Source organism: Kistimonas asteriae, from assembly GCF_018263925.1.
In the GTDB taxonomy this organism is placed as follows: domain Bacteria; phylum Pseudomonadota; class Gammaproteobacteria; order Pseudomonadales; family Endozoicomonadaceae; genus Kistimonas; species Kistimonas asteriae.
The window spans coordinates 150,793-166,361 of record NZ_JAEVHF010000005.1 but is presented as its reverse complement, the minus strand read 5'-3'; the positions used below and the strand labels follow the sequence as shown (position 1 = coordinate 166,361).

Below are 15,569 nucleotides of genomic sequence, written 5' to 3'. Positions count from 1 at the left end.
ATCAGTGGCTATTTATGTTATTTTACGCTGTGATGCGAGTTTTTGTGGCGTTACCGTTTCATCTTATTAGTTAGGATTGGCATACCATGTCCTTACCTGATGCGCCTGCGACACACCGGAATCGTGAACCCATACTGAGGTGGTTGGAGCGCTATCTCAGGGAATCGTCGACAGTACTGGAAATCGGCAGTGGCACTGGCCAGCATGCCGTGCATTTTGCCCGTTATCTACCTCATGTGACATGGATACCAACCGAGTTGTCAGCCAATCTGTCAAAGGTTGAAGCCTGGCGTCAGCAGAGCGGTCTGGCCAATCTCCTGGAATCCCTAGCGCTGGATGTCTGCCAGCCCTGGCCAGAAGGTCTGGCTGTTGATCATATCTTTACCGCCAACACGACGCATATCATGCCATCGGAAGCGGTTGAACGGTTGTTTCAGGGAGCCGGTCGGCAACTACCAGACAAAGGCTACCTGTTTCTCTATGGCCCCTTTAAGTATGATGGGCAGTTCACCAGTGCCTCCAATGCCGCGTTTGACCTGCAGCTGAAGCAGCGTGCTGATCACCAGGGAATCCGTGATATTGAACAGCTGATCGCCTGGGCAGGGGATGCTGGTATGTCGCTGGTGGCCGATCACGCCATGCCGGCTAACAACCAGTTCGTGGTTTTCCAGCGCATGCAATAACTCGACACTGTCTCCTGATAGAAAGCCTTCATGGCCATTGTGCAACTCAGGCCTTCCGGTTCTATGCTGGGAGGGGTTATACGATGGTGCTTTTCATTCTGTCGTTCATGACGGCAGCTTCCCTGAGCATTCAATTGCCTCGTTGTTCACTGTTGTCAGGTGTTATCAGGCATGGCTGTGCGATTTCTATTGCAGGCGCTGGAACCCCGGGTGTTGCTCGATGCGGCGGGTCTGGCCACGTTGGCGGATACTTCCCCCGCTCCGGTTGAACATACCGACTTTATCTCGACGGATACGGATTACCGGGACGCGGCCGACAGACTGCTACGCAACGTTGCAGAGACGACGGTGCCTGCCATATCCGATGCAGGGGCCTCGTCCCGAAGAATGCAGGAGGATTCAGCAACCCCCCTCGCAATCGACGGTATCAGTGTCTCGCACCCCATAGCGGAGGAGACGCTGAGCCTGACCATCCGGATGGCGGATAACAACCCCAGGGTTGATCCTGGCAGTCTGGATCGTATCTTGATCTTGGGGGACTCGACGGATGTGACTGTAACCCCGAGTGTCGACGGGCTTACGTTGGCCGGCACATCAGTTGCGCTGAATCATGCGTTGACGGGGATGACGATTCTGCCCACAGGCCATTTCAATGGCACCATCACCTTGACCTTCCAGGTGACCGATGACAGTGGTGATTCCTGTGATCCCCTGGCGGTTGCCATCGTGGTTCGCCCGGTGAACGATCCGGTAACGATCTCCGATGACATTCATCTCTCGGCCCAGGAGGGCGGGGCAGTTACCTTTGTGGCAGACCAGTTTGGTCTGCGTGATCCGGATATTGATACCGGTGACCAGCTCCTGCAGCAGATGACCGTTCGCATTGACAGCCTACCGCTGGAAGGGCAGCTGACTTTCAAGGGGAATCGGATGGTGGCGGGTACCACGTTCTCTTACGATCAGCTCGATAAGCTGGTGTATACCCATAATGGTCAGGACGTGCAGGCAGGAGAAACCGATCGGTTCCGTGTCACGGTCTTTGATGGTGCCGGGACGTCGGACAATGGCGAGGTCATCATTGATCTGCAGCCGAAAAACCAGCCGCCAGCGATCAGTGTCGGTGATAACACCTTGTTTGAAGGCCAGGGTAAGAGGCTGGCGTTATCCCTGCAGGATCCTGAAATCAGTCATGCGGATACGCCGGAGAAGGTGCAGATCAATGTTACAGGGCTGTCGGCAGGGCTGGTCAGTGAAGGCCGACTGTTCCTGGATAATGATGGCGATGGTGTTTTCGGGGCCGGAGATACCGAGCTGACGATCGGCAGTGTATTTACCGCAGATCAGCTGGATAAAGTCGCGTATGAGCATCATGGCGGGGAAACCGGAAGTAATGGTGATTTGTCGTTTACATTGGCTGTCACGGATGCCGGCGGTGGCACCGGTGATGCGGGTAAACTGACTGCCAGTGAAACCATTGTGCTTGATATTCTGCCCGTCGATGATGACCCGGTTCTGGTGACGAATAATCCAATAACTGTCACACCCTGCAGTTCCACCCGGATTGATCGCGACCACCTGCGTTCAGACGATATTGATAATCGCCCCTCTGAACTGGTGTATACCCTCGAAAGTTCACCAGTATACGGTCTGGTTGTCGTCAATATCGGCGGTACCCCAAAAGAGGTATCGGTTGGCGCACGGTTTACGCAGAAGCAGATCGACGAAGGGCAGGTCCGTTATCTTCAAACCGTCAGTGTGTCGGGAAATGTCACCGATACTTTTATGTTCAGCGTGCGTGATTCCACGCTCAAGGCCTGGCCGAATCCCGGTGAGGAAGGCGGTGTGCGCTACGGTAAGGGGCAACCGATAGCCACTGATAACCGCTTTACTATTCATATTCCGGAACCTTCAACAAAACCCTGTGAGGGATTGCTACCCGAGGACGGGCTGGAGGAGCTGAAACCGACGTTTCCTGTGAATAATAACGAGGGTGCGCCCAAGCCTGTCATGACGATCGAAGGGGGAGAAGCGCTGATCACCAACGTGAACCTCGACTACAGCATGATTAGCAAGGATGGCACTGAAGAAACACCGCCTTCGGAAGTTATCTTTACCGTGACCCGGTTACCGCCCAATGGTCAGCTGCAGGTTTACGATGGTGTGCAATGGGATGATGTGGGTACGCGGTTGATAGGTGACCATCACTGTGGCGATGAACGAAACGATATCAAGTCTTATGGTTATTTCACCCAGCAGAACATCAATTCCAACTGTGTTCGTTTTGTGCATGACGGCAGTGAGGACCATGTCAGCAGCTTTGAGTTCTCCGTTGGAGATGGCGGTCCAAACCGGGTCTATGGAATCCTTGGACTGGGTGCCATTCCGGTCAATGATCGGCCGGTCGCCAGGGGCGGAGAGCTGACGGTGATTGAAAAAGCCGGTACCCAGACCGGCATTGCTGCCATTACGGACAAACAGATCATGGCGACGGATGTGGATGGCAGTGAAGATTATCCTGTCATTACGGATGTCAGGGGGCAGCCAGTCGCCGTCAGGCAGGGCGGTTTGCTGGCCGAGGTCTATGATACCGGCGCAGCCCTGAGCAAAGTGGCAGATATTGATACCCTGACCCATCAGGAGCCGGACAGCTTTTTCACCGCAACAACCTTCAGCTACACAGACCATGGCAGGCATACCCTGTCAGACTTTCTGGGCGTAGAAGACAGTCATACCCTGTTTGGTAACCCGGATGCACACCTGCATACCATGGCATTCCGTTTCACCGGTTACATTGACCTGAAAGCTGGGGATCATCACTTCTCTGTCGGATCAGATGACGGCTTTGTCCTGCGTGTTGGTGGCCGGGATATCAGCCAGTATGACGGAAACCGGCCCTATAGTCGTGATAACAAGGGGAGTGGTGACTTCCATGCTGACCGGGAGGGTCTCTATCCCGTCGAGCTGATCTATTGGGAAAATGGCGGCAAGGCGACACTGGATGTGGAACTGGATGGCCAGTCCATTAACCCGGATACCCTGTTCAAGCCCAGGGCTGCGGCAGAGCCTCAAGGGAAGGAGACTTATCAACAGTTAACCGATGTTGATGGACGATCCGTTTCGGTCAGCCAGGGCGGGCTACTCGGAGAAGTCTTCGATACGGGCGGCAGTCTTCTGGGAGACTGGATTGAAACCCTGGCCAGTCTCAACAGCATCGCCAGTGCGGAACGACTGATGTCAGAACCGCCGGATAGTGTTTTCAAGGCGTCCAGTTTTCACTACACGGATCAGGGACGTCACAGCCTGCAGGATTTTCTGGGTACAACCGATGCCCAGAGCCTGAGAGGGGGGAATAAGCAGGCCGCATTAACGACCATGGCATTTCATTTTCGCGGTTACATTGACCTGACTGCGGGTGAGCATCATTTCACTATTGGCTCGGATGATGGCTTTCGATTGAACGTTGATGGCCAGACTGTCAGCCAGTACGACGGCAACCGTGCTTATGCCAAAAGCCAGGGAGCTTTCACGGCAGCAAAGGCCGGGCTCTATCCCATTGACCTGGTGTATTGGGAAAATGGGGGCGACGCCCGACTGACCGTTGAGATGGATGGAAAGGCGTTGGAGGCTGACAGGCTCCATGCACTGCCTTTCCCGTTGGAGCCGCAGAGTCAGAATACTGATTCTGTCGGGTATATCGAAGGGTTGCCGGATGACCTCTGGTTCAAGATCCGGAGCCTGCCTCAGCAGGGCGTGCTGGAGTATTGGGATGGCGGGGAACCGCCCGAATCAGTGGAGAGAATGTTTCTTTGTTCTATTACCTCTTCAGACGTCCGTTTGCTGCGGCACGGCAGTGGCTGGGGCTTTAGCCATGGAGAGCATGCCCAAGCCGCCAGTGCCGGCGCTACGGCAGGACCTGGAGCTGTTACCCGGTGAGCCGGAAGTTGATGGTTCACCGGTTTGGTTGTTGCATGATCCATTGTCAAACCGGTTTTTCCGGCTGGGCGAGGCTGAGGTCGATATCCTCTCTTGCCTGAATGGCAGTGATGCCGAAACTGTTGCACAAAAAGCGGCATCGCGTTCGGGATATATTGTCTCCGTTGCGGATGTTGAGACGATCTTTGCGTTTCTGCGCAACAATCACCTGGTTGAGGCTGACAGTGCCCAGCACACGTGGTTTGAGCGTCAATTGTCGCAAAAGCCGCAGTTCTTCAAAAAGCTCCTGAAAACCTACCTGTTTGTACGAATACCACTGGTCAGGCCTGATCGTTTTCTGACCCAGACCTTGCCCTGGGTGCGTTGGCTGGGTTCCCGCTATGTGCGGATGGCCCTGGTAGTGTGTGCCGTGGTCGGCTTGATCATGGTGGGGCGTCAATTTGATCAGTTCCTGACAACATTCCAACATTTTTTCAATGTGCAGGGGCTGGCAGCCTATGGTCTGACACTGTTTGTCATCAAGCTTCTCCATGAGCTGGGGCATGCCTGGGTGGCCAAAGCCAAAGGGTGTCGTGTATCGGTTATGGGAGTTGCACTGCTGGTGGGATGGCCAGTGTTGTATACGGATACCAGTGATGCGTGGCGGGTTACCCGACGAAACGATCGGCTGGCCATTGGTGCAGCAGGTGTGGCTGTTGAGCTGGGCGTCGCGGCTATAGCGTTACTCGCATGGAGCCTCACACCGGAAGGCGTGTGGCGGAGTGTTTTCTTCCTGCTGGCGACCACGACCTGGCTGTTGAGCGTGTTGGTTAACTTCAATCCGTTAATGCGGTTTGACGGCTATTACCTGATATCGGACACCTTGCGGGTACCCAACCTGGAATCCCGTTCTTTTGCGTTATCGCGCTGGTGGCTGAGAGAGCGTCTGTTCGGTCTTGGTGAAGCGCCCCCCGAGCAGCCGAGAGCCTTGCTGATTGGATACGCGATTGCCGTCTGGATCTATCGCTTCCTGCTGTTCCTGGGGATTGCGTTGCTGGTCTACCACTTCTTTTTCAAGGTACTGGGTATTTTCCTGTTTGTGGTTGAAATCGGGTATTTCATTGTCCGCCCAATCTGGAATGAACTCCGTGAGTGGCATGACCGGCGACGGCATATGCGCTGGAATCGTACGACCGTTCGTACAACAGGACTATTGATTGTCTTGCTGTTCCTTCTCCTCGTGCCATGGCGTGAATCGATCAATATGCCTGCCTGGTTGCAGGGACAATATACGATACTCTATGCGCCCGTATCGGGCCGGTTATCAACATCATTACCGGAAACGGGTCAGGCAGTATCCAGGGGGGAGGCATTGTTTCGAGTCTATGCATCGGAACTTGAACAAGAGGTTTCAGGATCCCGACTGCGTTTGAAAGAGCTGGCTCAGCAGGGCCGCGCGATCGGCTTTGATCCGAAACTCAGGGAGCAGGCGCTGGTTATCCGTACGGAACTCAGCACCCAGCTGCAGAATATCCGAAGTTTGAAAGCCCGCCAGCAACGACTCATTGCACACGCGCCGTACGACGGCATCGTGACAGATGTATCACCGGAGGTCAGGTCTGGGCAGTGGGTTACAGAAGGAGAGCCCCTGTTATCTGTGTTGGATAGAGAGCGTCCACAACTGATCGGGTATCTGGATGAGTCAGCACTGATGCGGATTCGGCCAGGGATGGCGGGATTCTTTTATCCAGAAAAAGGGCACTGGTCACCGATTCCCATAACCGTCGACGATGTTGAGGCGCGGGCTATCCGTGAGCTGGACAGCCTGTATTCTGCGTCACTGTTTGGTGGTGACCTGGCGGTGCGTGAAAACCGCGACCGTGAACTGATCCCCGTAAAGGGGACTTATCGGGTGTTCTTTAGTTTGCCTGACGGCTCGGTGTTGCCAGAACGTGTGTTACGCGGTGCCGTTGTGATTAATGGTGTATCGGAAAGCCTGGTGGCAGGGTGGTGGCGAAAAGCCGTAACGGTGTTACATCGAGAGTCAGGGTTTTAAGGGGTATTTTTTATTGTGGACGTTTTTACATCGCAATATTAGCAATGATTGTTATCCACAGTATGTTGGGATAAAACAAACGACGTATAACGATTAAAAAGCACCGTGACTCGATTCTATAGCTCATTGTTTATGAAGCGTACTCTGGTGAATGCCGTGCTGTTTCAACTGATGAGGTTTATCTGTGTTCAGGTAAACAACGCACTGGCGTTGGTTGTCACTGTCATCGCATTACTGATACATGCCTGCTTTCTGGTTGCACGGCTATGGCCGCGGAGCATATAAAAGGAAAAAGCGAGCATTAACTTTTGGGATAAAGACGCAGTTCCGTCCACTGAACTGCGTCACAGGTTTAATCACGATCCTGAAAAGTGGGAGGAATTCAAAAAGCGTTATTTTGCTGAACTGCATATACGACCGTCTTCGCTGGAACCTATCTTTAAGCATTTGCAAGCAGGGCCTGTCACTTTTATCTATTCATCGCGGGATGCGCGATATAACCATGCTGTGGCCTTGAACGCGTCTGTTGAAAACCAGCAAGTCTGAGCGTCATGGCGAAAAAGAGCGACTCTGCTTGGTTCCATGCGCTAAGCGGCGGCTCTCAGTTGCGCGAGTAGTGAGAATCCCTGTGCAATTTGTTTGTCAGTGACAACATATCCCACCATTTTCTCATCATGAACGTAAGCTTTGGCGATCATGCCATTGTCCGTTTGTTCAACAAGCCAGCTCAGGTGCGCGCCGCTGGTTTCACCACTCAACTGGATCGGCATGACCGGTGTCTTGATGATGACTGGCATGACAGGTAGCACGACGTTTGTTCGGTTTCCCGCTAATGTTTTTGCCAGGGCTTTGGCCGACAGTGCGATAGGCTGAAGGTAAGGCAGTAATGTGCCGTTGATTTCAGCGCCATCCCCCAGCGCATAAATATGAGGTTTGCTGGTTTGGAGCCCGGCATCGACGCAGATGCCGCGATTGATGCGAAGGCCCGCGGCTTGAGCCAGTACTGTCCGTGGTTGGAGACCAGTGGCAGCAATGACGGCATCTGTTTCAATCACGCGACCGTCAGACAACGTAACCCGCAGTTCTGAGTTTGATTGTGTGAGTTCAACTACCGTTTGCCCGGTAATGACCTGGCAACCTGATGTTTGAAATCGTTGTTTCAGTTCTTTGCTGATGAAATCTGGCAGCAGATGCCCCATCAGTTTTTCTGTCATACCGACCAGTCTGACATCTTTGCCAGCAAGCGATAGGTCAAGAGCAATTTCGGTGCCGACCAGTCCTGTGCCGATCACCAGGATCCGTTGTTTATCAGCGATACAGTCGCTGGCGTGACGGTATTCCTCAAGGCTGTTGAGCGTCAGGATCTGTGCGGCACTATCGCTGCACACCGGGGGAATGGCAGCTTCTGCACCCGTTGCCAGCACCAGATCGCGGTAGGTGATGGTTGCATCACCATAGCTGATGGCTTTGTTTTGTACGTCAATGGCTGTAATGCGAGTGTTGGGCAAAATGGTGATCGCCAGCTCTTCTGCCAGTTCATCGCAACGCTTCTGAATCATGGCGTCGGCGCTGAGTCGGCGGCTGAAACCATGGCTGATCAAAGGCTTGGAATAATCGTCGCCATTGTCAGCGGTCACTATGATCACCGGCGTCTGGCTATCCAGTTGTCTGAACTCACGGGCCACTTGGTAGCCGGCAAAGCCACTGCCAATGATTACGACAGGTAACTGCATGCTGTCTACTGTGCCTCCTTCAGGCCGGATCGAATTCAGATTTGCCCAGGAAACACTCAGGGCAAAGGAAGGTTTCGGGAACCGATTCCCAGGCTGTACCGGGCATCACGTCCTGGTTGGGTTCGCCCAGTTCTGGATCGTAGACCCAGCTGCAGACCCGGCAACGCATGGATTGCATGTCAGTTATCTTCTTTTCACTCATGATGATGGTGTCCGGTTGATCAGTTCAGTCCGTTGGCGAAGGTTTTGCCGTATTCAATGCATTCTGCAATCGCGTCGTCAGTCGGTTTCCATTCGGCGCGAATACCGTTGAAGGTGTCAAAGCCACTGTCGTTCAGTCGTTCGGTAATTCGGTCGACGGCTTCACCACTCCAGCCATAGGAGCCAAAGGCCGCAGCCTTCTTGTTCTTGAAACGCAGCCCTTTCATCTCTTCAAGCAGTGCGGCGATATGGGGCAGCATGCTGTTGTTGACGGTCGGTGAACCAATCAGGACCGCTTTGGATTTGAAGATCTCTGTCAGTACATCGTTCTTGTCGGATGTCGCGAGGTTGTACATTTTGACCCGTGTCGCAGGGCTCGCAACGCGTAGGCCCCGGGTAATAGCTTCCGCCATCTGTCGGGTACCATGCCACATGGTGTCGTAAACCAGGGTGACCTGATCTTCCTGATAGTTATCAGCCCAGTTCAGGTAATGACGGACAATCTGTGCCGGGTCATCCCGCCAGATGATGCCGTGTGAAGTGGCGATCATGTTCAAGGGCAGTTCCAGCGATAAAAATTGCTGGATTTTGGCGGTGACCAGATGGCTGAAAGGGGTAAGAATGTTGGCGTAATACTTGAGGCATTCTTCGGCCAATTCATTCTGATCGACCAGGTCGTTGTACATCAGCTCACTGGCATAGTGCTGGCCAAAGGCATCGTTGCTGAATAGAACAGCGTCACCGGTCAAATAGGTCATCATGCTGTCAGGCCAGTGCAGCATCGGCGCCTCAACAAATACCAGCTGTTTGTCGTTGCCGATGTTCAGGGTGTCACCCGTTTTGACCACCTGGAAATTCCAGTCCTGGTGATAATGCCCCTTTAATGATTTGACGGCATTTGCCGTGCAGTAAATGGGTTTGTCCGGGATTCGCGCCATCAGTGCAGGCAGGGCGCCGCTGTGATCGATTTCCCCGTGGTTGGCAACAATATAATCGATCTTGTCCAGGTCGATATCTTTGGCCAGGTTGTCGACATACTCCTGGGCATAGGGTGCCCATACCGTATCAATCAGGACATTCTTTTCTTCGCGGATCAGGTAGCTGTTATAACTGGAGCCGCGATGGGTTGAGTATTCACTGCCGTGGAATTCCCGCAGTTCCCAGTCCTGCTTACCAACCCAATGAATATTTCCGGATACACGAAAACTCATTTTCACCTCAATAACATATATAAAAAATACATTTTAATGGTCAAAAAAATGCGCCTTCAGACTGATAGCAGAGACAGCATCATTCTGGAGGGTTCAAGTGCCCGGAGGGAATGGGGAGCCTGTGGCGCCATACGGACGATTTCGCCGGGACGAATGTCCAGTATTTCTCCATCAATAGTAAATGCAATCCGCCCCTCGAAAACCTGAATCAACACTTCCTTGGGAACCGCGTGTTCGCTGATCTCTTCTCCTTCGTCCAAGGTCATGACACAAACTTCGGCTGTATCGGTTTTGAGCAGGGTACTGCTGGCGATGCCGTTATCGGCAAAGGCAAGCAGGTCGGTATAGGGAATCCGGGTGTTCTTTTCGATGGTCACTTTGTAGTTCATAGTGTTCACTCGGTTTTACAATGAAACGGCTTTTTTAAAGGTCATGATGTAATGGTCAGGACAGCCGCTGGTGTCCATGGTTTCAATACGAAAACCGGCCTGGCGGACTTCGTCCAGTGCCTGGACAGGCGTTACCCTGGCGTTATCACCCCGGAAATCGACAAAAACAACATTCGTTTTATGATCGATTTGCCGGCGGAGGCAGGCGAGAAAGGACATGCGATCCTGGATGAACCGGTACACATTGGCGAGGAACACAATATCAACCGGTGCTGGCAGACAGGGATCAGCAGGCTGGCAGAGTCGTGTTTCTATGTTGGTCAGCTGTTCCGCCGTGAAACGCTGTTCCATGTGGTTGACCATATTGGGTTCGGTATCCAGTGCGTAGACATGCCCTCGGGGTGACAGTCTGGCAAACTGACTGGCGAAATAGCCGGTACCGGCGCCGATATCTGCAATGCGGGTGTCTTCTTTCAGCGGAAGACTGTTCAGAACATGCGGCGTGTTTTGCCACTCGACCCGATTGTCTGCATCAAAAATCTCACTGCACCGATCCGGATCGGCGAAACTGACGGGTTTAACCATCGTTGGATAGCCTCCTGCATGACTCAGGCGTATTACCTGACAAATATGGTTGGGTATTCTATTGAAGCTCGATGGTTCTTTGTATACGTAAAAGGTGTAGAAAATATATATGTTATTGGTTGGCGTTCATTAACCGGGATTTCTTTCCCGCCGCGGTCAAGCTTCGATAATGTTACGAACGATCTGCAGTCCTTCCTGCAGGCGAGGACGATACGCTTCTGCGCCCAGGCTGACCCGAACTCTGCGCGGTGCCAGCCTGGGGCTGGGACAGAACTGCTGGCAGGGTGTGACCAGAACCCCCTGTGCCAAGCAGTGCTCCATCATCTAATCAGGCAGTGCCAGCCAGACACAAGGGCTGTTGTCAGCCGCTGTTTCCAGTAGCAGGCTGCGGTTATCCGATCGGTCTGAGCTATCCCCCGGATTGGGGTGAGCGCACCATGAGCCTGCGTCCCACTGATGATACTGAGCTAAAACCCGGCATGACCTTCCACTTCATGCCGGGCCTGTGGCTGGATGCCTGGGGTCTCGAAATCACAGAAAGTATCATGATCACGGAAACCGGCTGTGAAACCTTCTGTCAGTATCCGCGGGAGCTGTTTATTAAATAATACTTGTGGATGGAACCTGGCTCAGACCAGGTTCCTGTCCGCTCCTAAATAGTTGGTTATAGCTTGCCAAATAGTTGGATCTTAGATTGAAAATAGCGGGTCACTGTAGTGAATATATAGAAACAGTTGTTGTTACAATTGAGAGAAAATGCTGCAGGTGTTTGGGTGGAAGGGAGCGGGCAATCTATGCTTTGTACCCCATTTAATGATTAAGATAATAGCCGTAGAGTTATTCCTCCTCTTGTTGATAGATAGTCAAGGGTGAATGAAAATGCCTTTTCATGTTATTAGTACATTCAGTTCAATTTATTTTTGAACAAGCGCTATTACGGCAGAGTGATAGGTATAGGAGGTTATGCATAACCGACATAGTTAATATGCCTGAGTTTATAGAGAACTATTAGGCTTTGAGAAAGCTGGAATTCACAGTTGTCGTGACATGAATTCCAGCATTCATCCAAGCAGTGATTATTGGGCGGGATCTATCGGTACATCGCACTGACAAACCGACATTTCATTAGTGATGACGGTCCTCCAGACATTATTCCAGCGACCATCGTGACTGTAACAAACCGATGGACATTTTCGTTTGGCATCACCGTGATCCCAAATGGGACCTGCTTTAAAGCTTCGACTGACCACTTTTTGTGCCTTGATAAAGCGTATAGCTGCTTTCAACAAGTCATCTTCAGGGTGTGTGATTTGGGCTGAGAGTTGATCTTCTACCCCTTTAAAATAAAACGATGACGGGGATGTTTGTAGTGTTTTATCCGGTGTGACACCATTGCTATCGTATAGGTTGCCCTCGGGGGTGAACGACAGCATGCTGCCAAGTTTGACTTCTATGCCTGAGGGAAGTGCATAAGGGATGGCCATTGAGCTGCCACCGCCAGTAGGGGCTCCCATCAGTGTAATTCCGTCCTGTCCCTTGAGAGCACTGACCATAATATCTGCAGCGCTGAAGACTCCGGCATCAGTCAGAACAACAATATGCTTGGGACGCTTATAGTCTGGTAATAACTCATCCCATAATGCCATCAGCGCATGCAGGTTTTTTTTAATGAGGGCGTCTTCTTCATCTTCAACAGTGAAGTCCTTGATGAGTGTGCGGAAGAATGCTTGCTGATGTGACAGCACTTGATAATGCCAGGCGCTGTAGACATTTTCTTTATACCAGGCTTGTGGTTTCTTGTTGGAAACCGGGCTGAGATCGGGCGTGAATCGGGTTAACTGGAAAGCGTCAATGGTCTGTTGCTCTTCTTGAGACCAGATTGCGTTGTCCTGCCTGAACATAAAACGGGGAAACAGCTTGTCGCTGTCTGGGTATCCCCATGGCGTTGCCATTTCATTCTCTGGCAGTAAATAGGTGGCTACATTGGTAATACGCGGGAAGGCATCTTTATGTATAAGGAAGGGGTAAAGGCTAATCAGAGTGGTTCGGCTGCCTCCCCCATTATTGCGCATGTCGAGAATGAGCCCTCGTTGTCCTGAAACCTGTCTAAAGTGAGATAGAATATCAAGCAGTTGCAGGCCTTCCTGAGGATCTGTGATATCGAACATCTCAGATACCCGCAGATACATGATTCGGCTTTTACCAGAGGTTGTGAGCTGATTCGATGGAGTAAGGTCAATGGTATGAAGCTCGCTGTTATAGGTTAGCCGGCAGTCAATGTGCCAGCGCTGGAGGTCGACCTTTTGGGTGATTTGTTGACCATCTTCAGCCGCCAGTGTCAGCTTTGCTCGATCTGATACCGGGTGTCCAGTCAGCGCGCGCGCCTGATTCAGGTACTTGAGAAAACGAGCTGCCTTGTCGTATATGCGTGCCTGATTGTATGAGGGGATTGAGGGCTGCAGCAGTGTAACCCACTCATCAATAGATATATCATCAATCGCTACAAGGTAGGGATGATTTGCGTTGAAAGTATCTTGCATACAATAGGTTTTATTATTTTCATACACGAACGTGCCTTGATTCATGAAAACGAGTTGAGGGTGTTTCCCAGGAATAACTTTAATCTCACCAATAACACGTTTATAGATATCATCGTTTTCAGGTATCTCGGTATCAAATAGATCCCTCACCCGGGCATGGGCGTCACCAAAAGAAGCGATTATCTTCTGTAATGTCAGGCGGTAGGGGACGTTATCTTCTGGTAATGTATATCGTGAAAGATTACTGATCTGTTGTTCTAAATCGTTTTTACTGTAGATCGGGTAAAAAGAAAATTGCTTTTCGATAAGTGTGGTTAAGGCTTTAATATCCTCATTAATCAGATTGTCTGTTACCTTGGATTGATCAGAAAATGCATGTGCAGTGTTAAAAGTAAATGGTAGTAGTAAACAAAAAGTGTATAACCAACGCATGGTGCAACTCCTTCTGTCTGAATCATAGTTGACAGCTATTTGAAGCGGGAATAGAGCGTGAACAAAGTTAGACCCTAGATTAAGAACGTGCATGGAAAGTCTGGAATAAAGATAAAAATAACTAACGTTCTTTTATGTGTGGATTTCAATCGTTGTGTTTAGTTGTCGTCCGATAAGCGTTGTGTGATTGTGTAAATGATCCACCAAAAATACTTAGAGCTGTAATAAAATCGCAACAGAAAAAGCGTTTACCGCATAGTAAATAGCACCTATCGAATAGGTATATGTGCATATCGGATGAGTTTGTTACTCCTTTCTGATGCTAATAAATGTGGTGTTACAGAAAGTATTCGTTCTTTTTTTTAGGAATCTAGAGATATTAACCGGAAAAAACCAATAAATATCATATGTCGTACATATTGTGAGACCTTTACAGTGATCGGTACAGATATTGTTATAGATCAATACATACGGACGTTCGGAGTAGCACCATACGCAGCAAGTCGGAACTGATGGTTTCGGGCTAAATGGCGCCTCCGCTACGTAGGTATAAGTACGTAATCGGCGTTCCAGCCTGTGCCACTCGTTTAACGGATCGGAGCGCAACAATGTCAGAAGTTTATGACGTCATCATTATTGGTGGCGGCGCTGGCGGCTTGTCTGCTGGTGTGTATTGTGCACGCGGTAAAATGAAGACGCTGGTATTGGAATCCAGCAGCAACACCGGTGGCCAGTGCGCCAAGACATCAGAATTAGAAAACTATCCGGGCATTGTTGAATCCACCGGTCCTGGCCTGATGAACATGTTCCGGGCGCACTGTGACAAGTTCGGTGTTGAATTCCAGCGTGCACAGGTCACCGGCCTGGCGCTCGAAAGCGACGGTTTCCACAAGCGTGTCACTACCCGCGACGGCGAAACGCTGCTGGCCAAGAGTGTCATCATTGGCACCGGCGCCAACCCACGCGTCCTGGGTATCAAGGGCGAAAGAGAATTTACTGCCAAGGGCGTTTCTTACTGTGCCACCTGTGATGCTGACTTCTATGAAGATCTGGATATCATCGTGGTAGGCAGCGGTAACACCGCCGTTGAAGAATCCGTTTTCCTGACCAAGTTCGTTAACAGTGTCCGCATGGTCGTATTGCACGACGAAGGCATTCTGGATGCGGATCGTACCGCTCAGGAACAGGCCTACGCTAACGACAAGATTTCCTTTATCTGGAACTCCTGTGTTGACGAAATCTGCGGCGACGAACTGGTTAACGGTGTCAAGATCAAGAACCTGAAGACCGGTGAAATCACCGATGAAGCCTGCGACGGCGTTTTCATGTTCGTCGGCACCGTACCGATGACAGATTTCCTGAAAGACACCATTGAACTGAGCAAGGGCGGTTATATTGTCGTCGACGACAAGCAGGAAACCTCCATGCCTGGTGTCTATGGTGCCGGTGATGTCTGCGACAAGTTCCTGCGTCAGGTTGTCACCGCTGCAGGTGACGGTGCCGTAGCCGCTGTAGCCGCTGATCGTTACGTTCAGGAAGAAGAGCACTGGAGCGAATCCGTGCTGGAAGCCGAGAAGGATGTCCTGGTAGCGTTCTGGAGCCCGGTCGATCCGAAGAGCCTGGAATTGATGCCGCACCTGGAAAAGATGGCAGCTGAAAACAGTCTGCGTCTGGTGACCATGGACACTTACAAGAGCCGCAATATTGCTGACCGCTACGAAGTCAGCCAGATTCCCACAGTGATCCGCTTCAGTCAGGGTGAGCCGGCCAGCCGTCTCGACGCCCCCGCAGCGGACCAGCTCGAAAAGCTCGTTTGAGGTGAGTGAG

At 51.5% G+C, this 15,569-nt stretch carries 11 protein-coding genes and 2 pseudogenes; 6 read left to right on the top strand and 7 right to left on the bottom strand.

What is annotated here, in order from left to right; all coding sequences use genetic code 11:
* Positions 1-86 precede the first annotated feature (86 nt).
* From KHS78_RS07830 to KHS78_RS22645, 4 genes and pseudogenes are all read left to right on the top strand, one after another.
* The gene (locus KHS78_RS07830) at positions 87-683 is read left to right on the top strand and encodes a DUF938 domain-containing protein (protein ID WP_211826948.1); all 597 of its coding nucleotides are present in this window, start codon (positions 87-89) and stop codon (positions 681-683) included.
* A gap of 171 nt (positions 684-854) precedes the next feature.
* Positions 855-4,616 (top strand): cadherin-like domain-containing protein, encoded by a 3,762-nt coding sequence (locus KHS78_RS07825; RefSeq protein WP_211826939.1) that lies wholly within the window; start codon positions 855-857, stop codon positions 4,614-4,616.
* Positions 4,561-6,651 carry a site-2 protease family protein gene (locus KHS78_RS07820; RefSeq protein WP_211826937.1) on the top strand — a complete coding sequence of 697 codons (2,091 nt, stop codon included), beginning with the start codon at positions 4,561-4,563 and terminating at the stop codon, positions 6,649-6,651. The genes KHS78_RS07825 and KHS78_RS07820 overlap by 56 nt, the downstream gene beginning before the upstream one ends.
* 297 nt (positions 6,652-6,948) lie before the next feature.
* Positions 6,949-7,197, top strand: a pseudogene (locus KHS78_RS22645) (DUF488 domain-containing protein); the annotation flags it as partial.
* Between the two features lie 41 nt (positions 7,198-7,238).
* Here KHS78_RS22645 and norW read toward each other — a convergent pair.
* The 6 genes from norW to KHS78_RS07790 form a co-directional block, all read right to left on the bottom strand.
* Positions 7,239-8,384, bottom strand: a complete 1,146-nt coding sequence (norW, locus tag KHS78_RS07810) for an NADH:flavorubredoxin reductase NorW (protein ID WP_211826935.1) — start codon at positions 8,382-8,384, stop codon at positions 7,239-7,241.
* A gap of 19 nt (positions 8,385-8,403) precedes the next feature.
* Positions 8,404-8,586 (bottom strand): rubredoxin, encoded by a 183-nt coding sequence (locus KHS78_RS22265; protein ID WP_246506218.1) that lies wholly within the window; start codon positions 8,584-8,586, stop codon positions 8,404-8,406.
* Positions 8,587-8,605: 19 nt separating this feature from the next.
* A complete protein-coding gene (locus tag KHS78_RS07805) occupies positions 8,606-9,796 on the bottom strand; it encodes an anaerobic nitric oxide reductase flavorubredoxin (RefSeq protein WP_246506216.1) in 1,191 nt (396 codons plus the stop codon).
* Between the two features lie 56 nt (positions 9,797-9,852).
* Entirely contained in the window at positions 9,853-10,185 is a 333-nt protein-coding gene (locus tag KHS78_RS07800) for a cupin domain-containing protein (protein ID WP_211826934.1), read from the bottom strand.
* 15 nt (positions 10,186-10,200) lie between these two features.
* Positions 10,201-10,770, bottom strand: coding sequence for a class I SAM-dependent methyltransferase (locus KHS78_RS07795; protein WP_211826932.1), 570 nt, complete (start codon positions 10,768-10,770; stop codon positions 10,201-10,203).
* 156 nt (positions 10,771-10,926) lie between these two features.
* Positions 10,927-11,079, bottom strand: a complete 153-nt coding sequence (locus KHS78_RS07790; RefSeq protein ID WP_211826930.1) for a hypothetical protein — start codon at positions 11,077-11,079, stop codon at positions 10,927-10,929.
* 71 nt (positions 11,080-11,150) lie between these two features.
* Between KHS78_RS07790 and KHS78_RS07785 the strand changes: the two are divergent.
* Positions 11,151-11,378, top strand: a pseudogene (locus KHS78_RS07785) (M24 family metallopeptidase); the annotation flags it as partial.
* 468 nt (positions 11,379-11,846) lie between these two features.
* Here the strand turns inward: KHS78_RS07785 and KHS78_RS07780 are convergent.
* Positions 11,847-13,742 (bottom strand): S41 family peptidase, encoded by a 1,896-nt coding sequence (locus tag KHS78_RS07780; protein ID WP_211826928.1) that lies wholly within the window; start codon positions 13,740-13,742, stop codon positions 11,847-11,849.
* A 608-nt stretch (positions 13,743-14,350) separates the two neighbouring features.
* Here KHS78_RS07780 and KHS78_RS07775 point away from each other — a divergent pair.
* The gene (locus tag KHS78_RS07775) at positions 14,351-15,559 is read left to right on the top strand and encodes an FAD-dependent oxidoreductase (RefSeq protein WP_211826926.1); all 1,209 of its coding nucleotides are present in this window, start codon (positions 14,351-14,353) and stop codon (positions 15,557-15,559) included.
* Positions 15,560-15,569: the final 10 nt, after the last annotated feature.

Excerpts from the sequence above, each read along its gene's own strand:
- KHS78_RS07830 (WP_211826948.1), top strand. The coding sequence starts at position 87 with ATGTCCTTACCTGATGCGCCTGCGACACACCGGAATCGTGAACCCATA.
- KHS78_RS07825 (WP_211826939.1), top strand. The coding sequence starts at position 855 with ATGGCTGTGCGATTTCTATTGCAGGCGCTGGAACCCCGGGTGTTGCTC.
- KHS78_RS07820 (WP_211826937.1), top strand. The coding sequence starts at position 4,561 with ATGCCCAAGCCGCCAGTGCCGGCGCTACGGCAGGACCTGGAGCTGTTA.
- norW (WP_211826935.1), bottom strand. The coding sequence starts at position 8,384 with ATGCAGTTACCTGTCGTAATCATTGGCAGTGGCTTTGCCGGCTACCAA.
- KHS78_RS22265 (WP_246506218.1), bottom strand. The coding sequence starts at position 8,586 with ATGAGTGAAAAGAAGATAACTGACATGCAATCCATGCGTTGCCGGGTC.
- KHS78_RS07805 (WP_246506216.1), bottom strand. The coding sequence starts at position 9,796 with ATGAGTTTTCGTGTATCCGGAAATATTCATTGGGTTGGTAAGCAGGAC.
- KHS78_RS07800 (WP_211826934.1), bottom strand. The coding sequence starts at position 10,185 with ATGAACTACAAAGTGACCATCGAAAAGAACACCCGGATTCCCTATACC.
- KHS78_RS07795 (WP_211826932.1), bottom strand. The coding sequence starts at position 10,770 with ATGGTTAAACCCGTCAGTTTCGCCGATCCGGATCGGTGCAGTGAGATT.
- KHS78_RS07780 (WP_211826928.1), bottom strand. The coding sequence starts at position 13,742 with ATGCGTTGGTTATACACTTTTTGTTTACTACTACCATTTACTTTTAAC.
- KHS78_RS07775 (WP_211826926.1), top strand. The coding sequence starts at position 14,351 with ATGTCAGAAGTTTATGACGTCATCATTATTGGTGGCGGCGCTGGCGGC.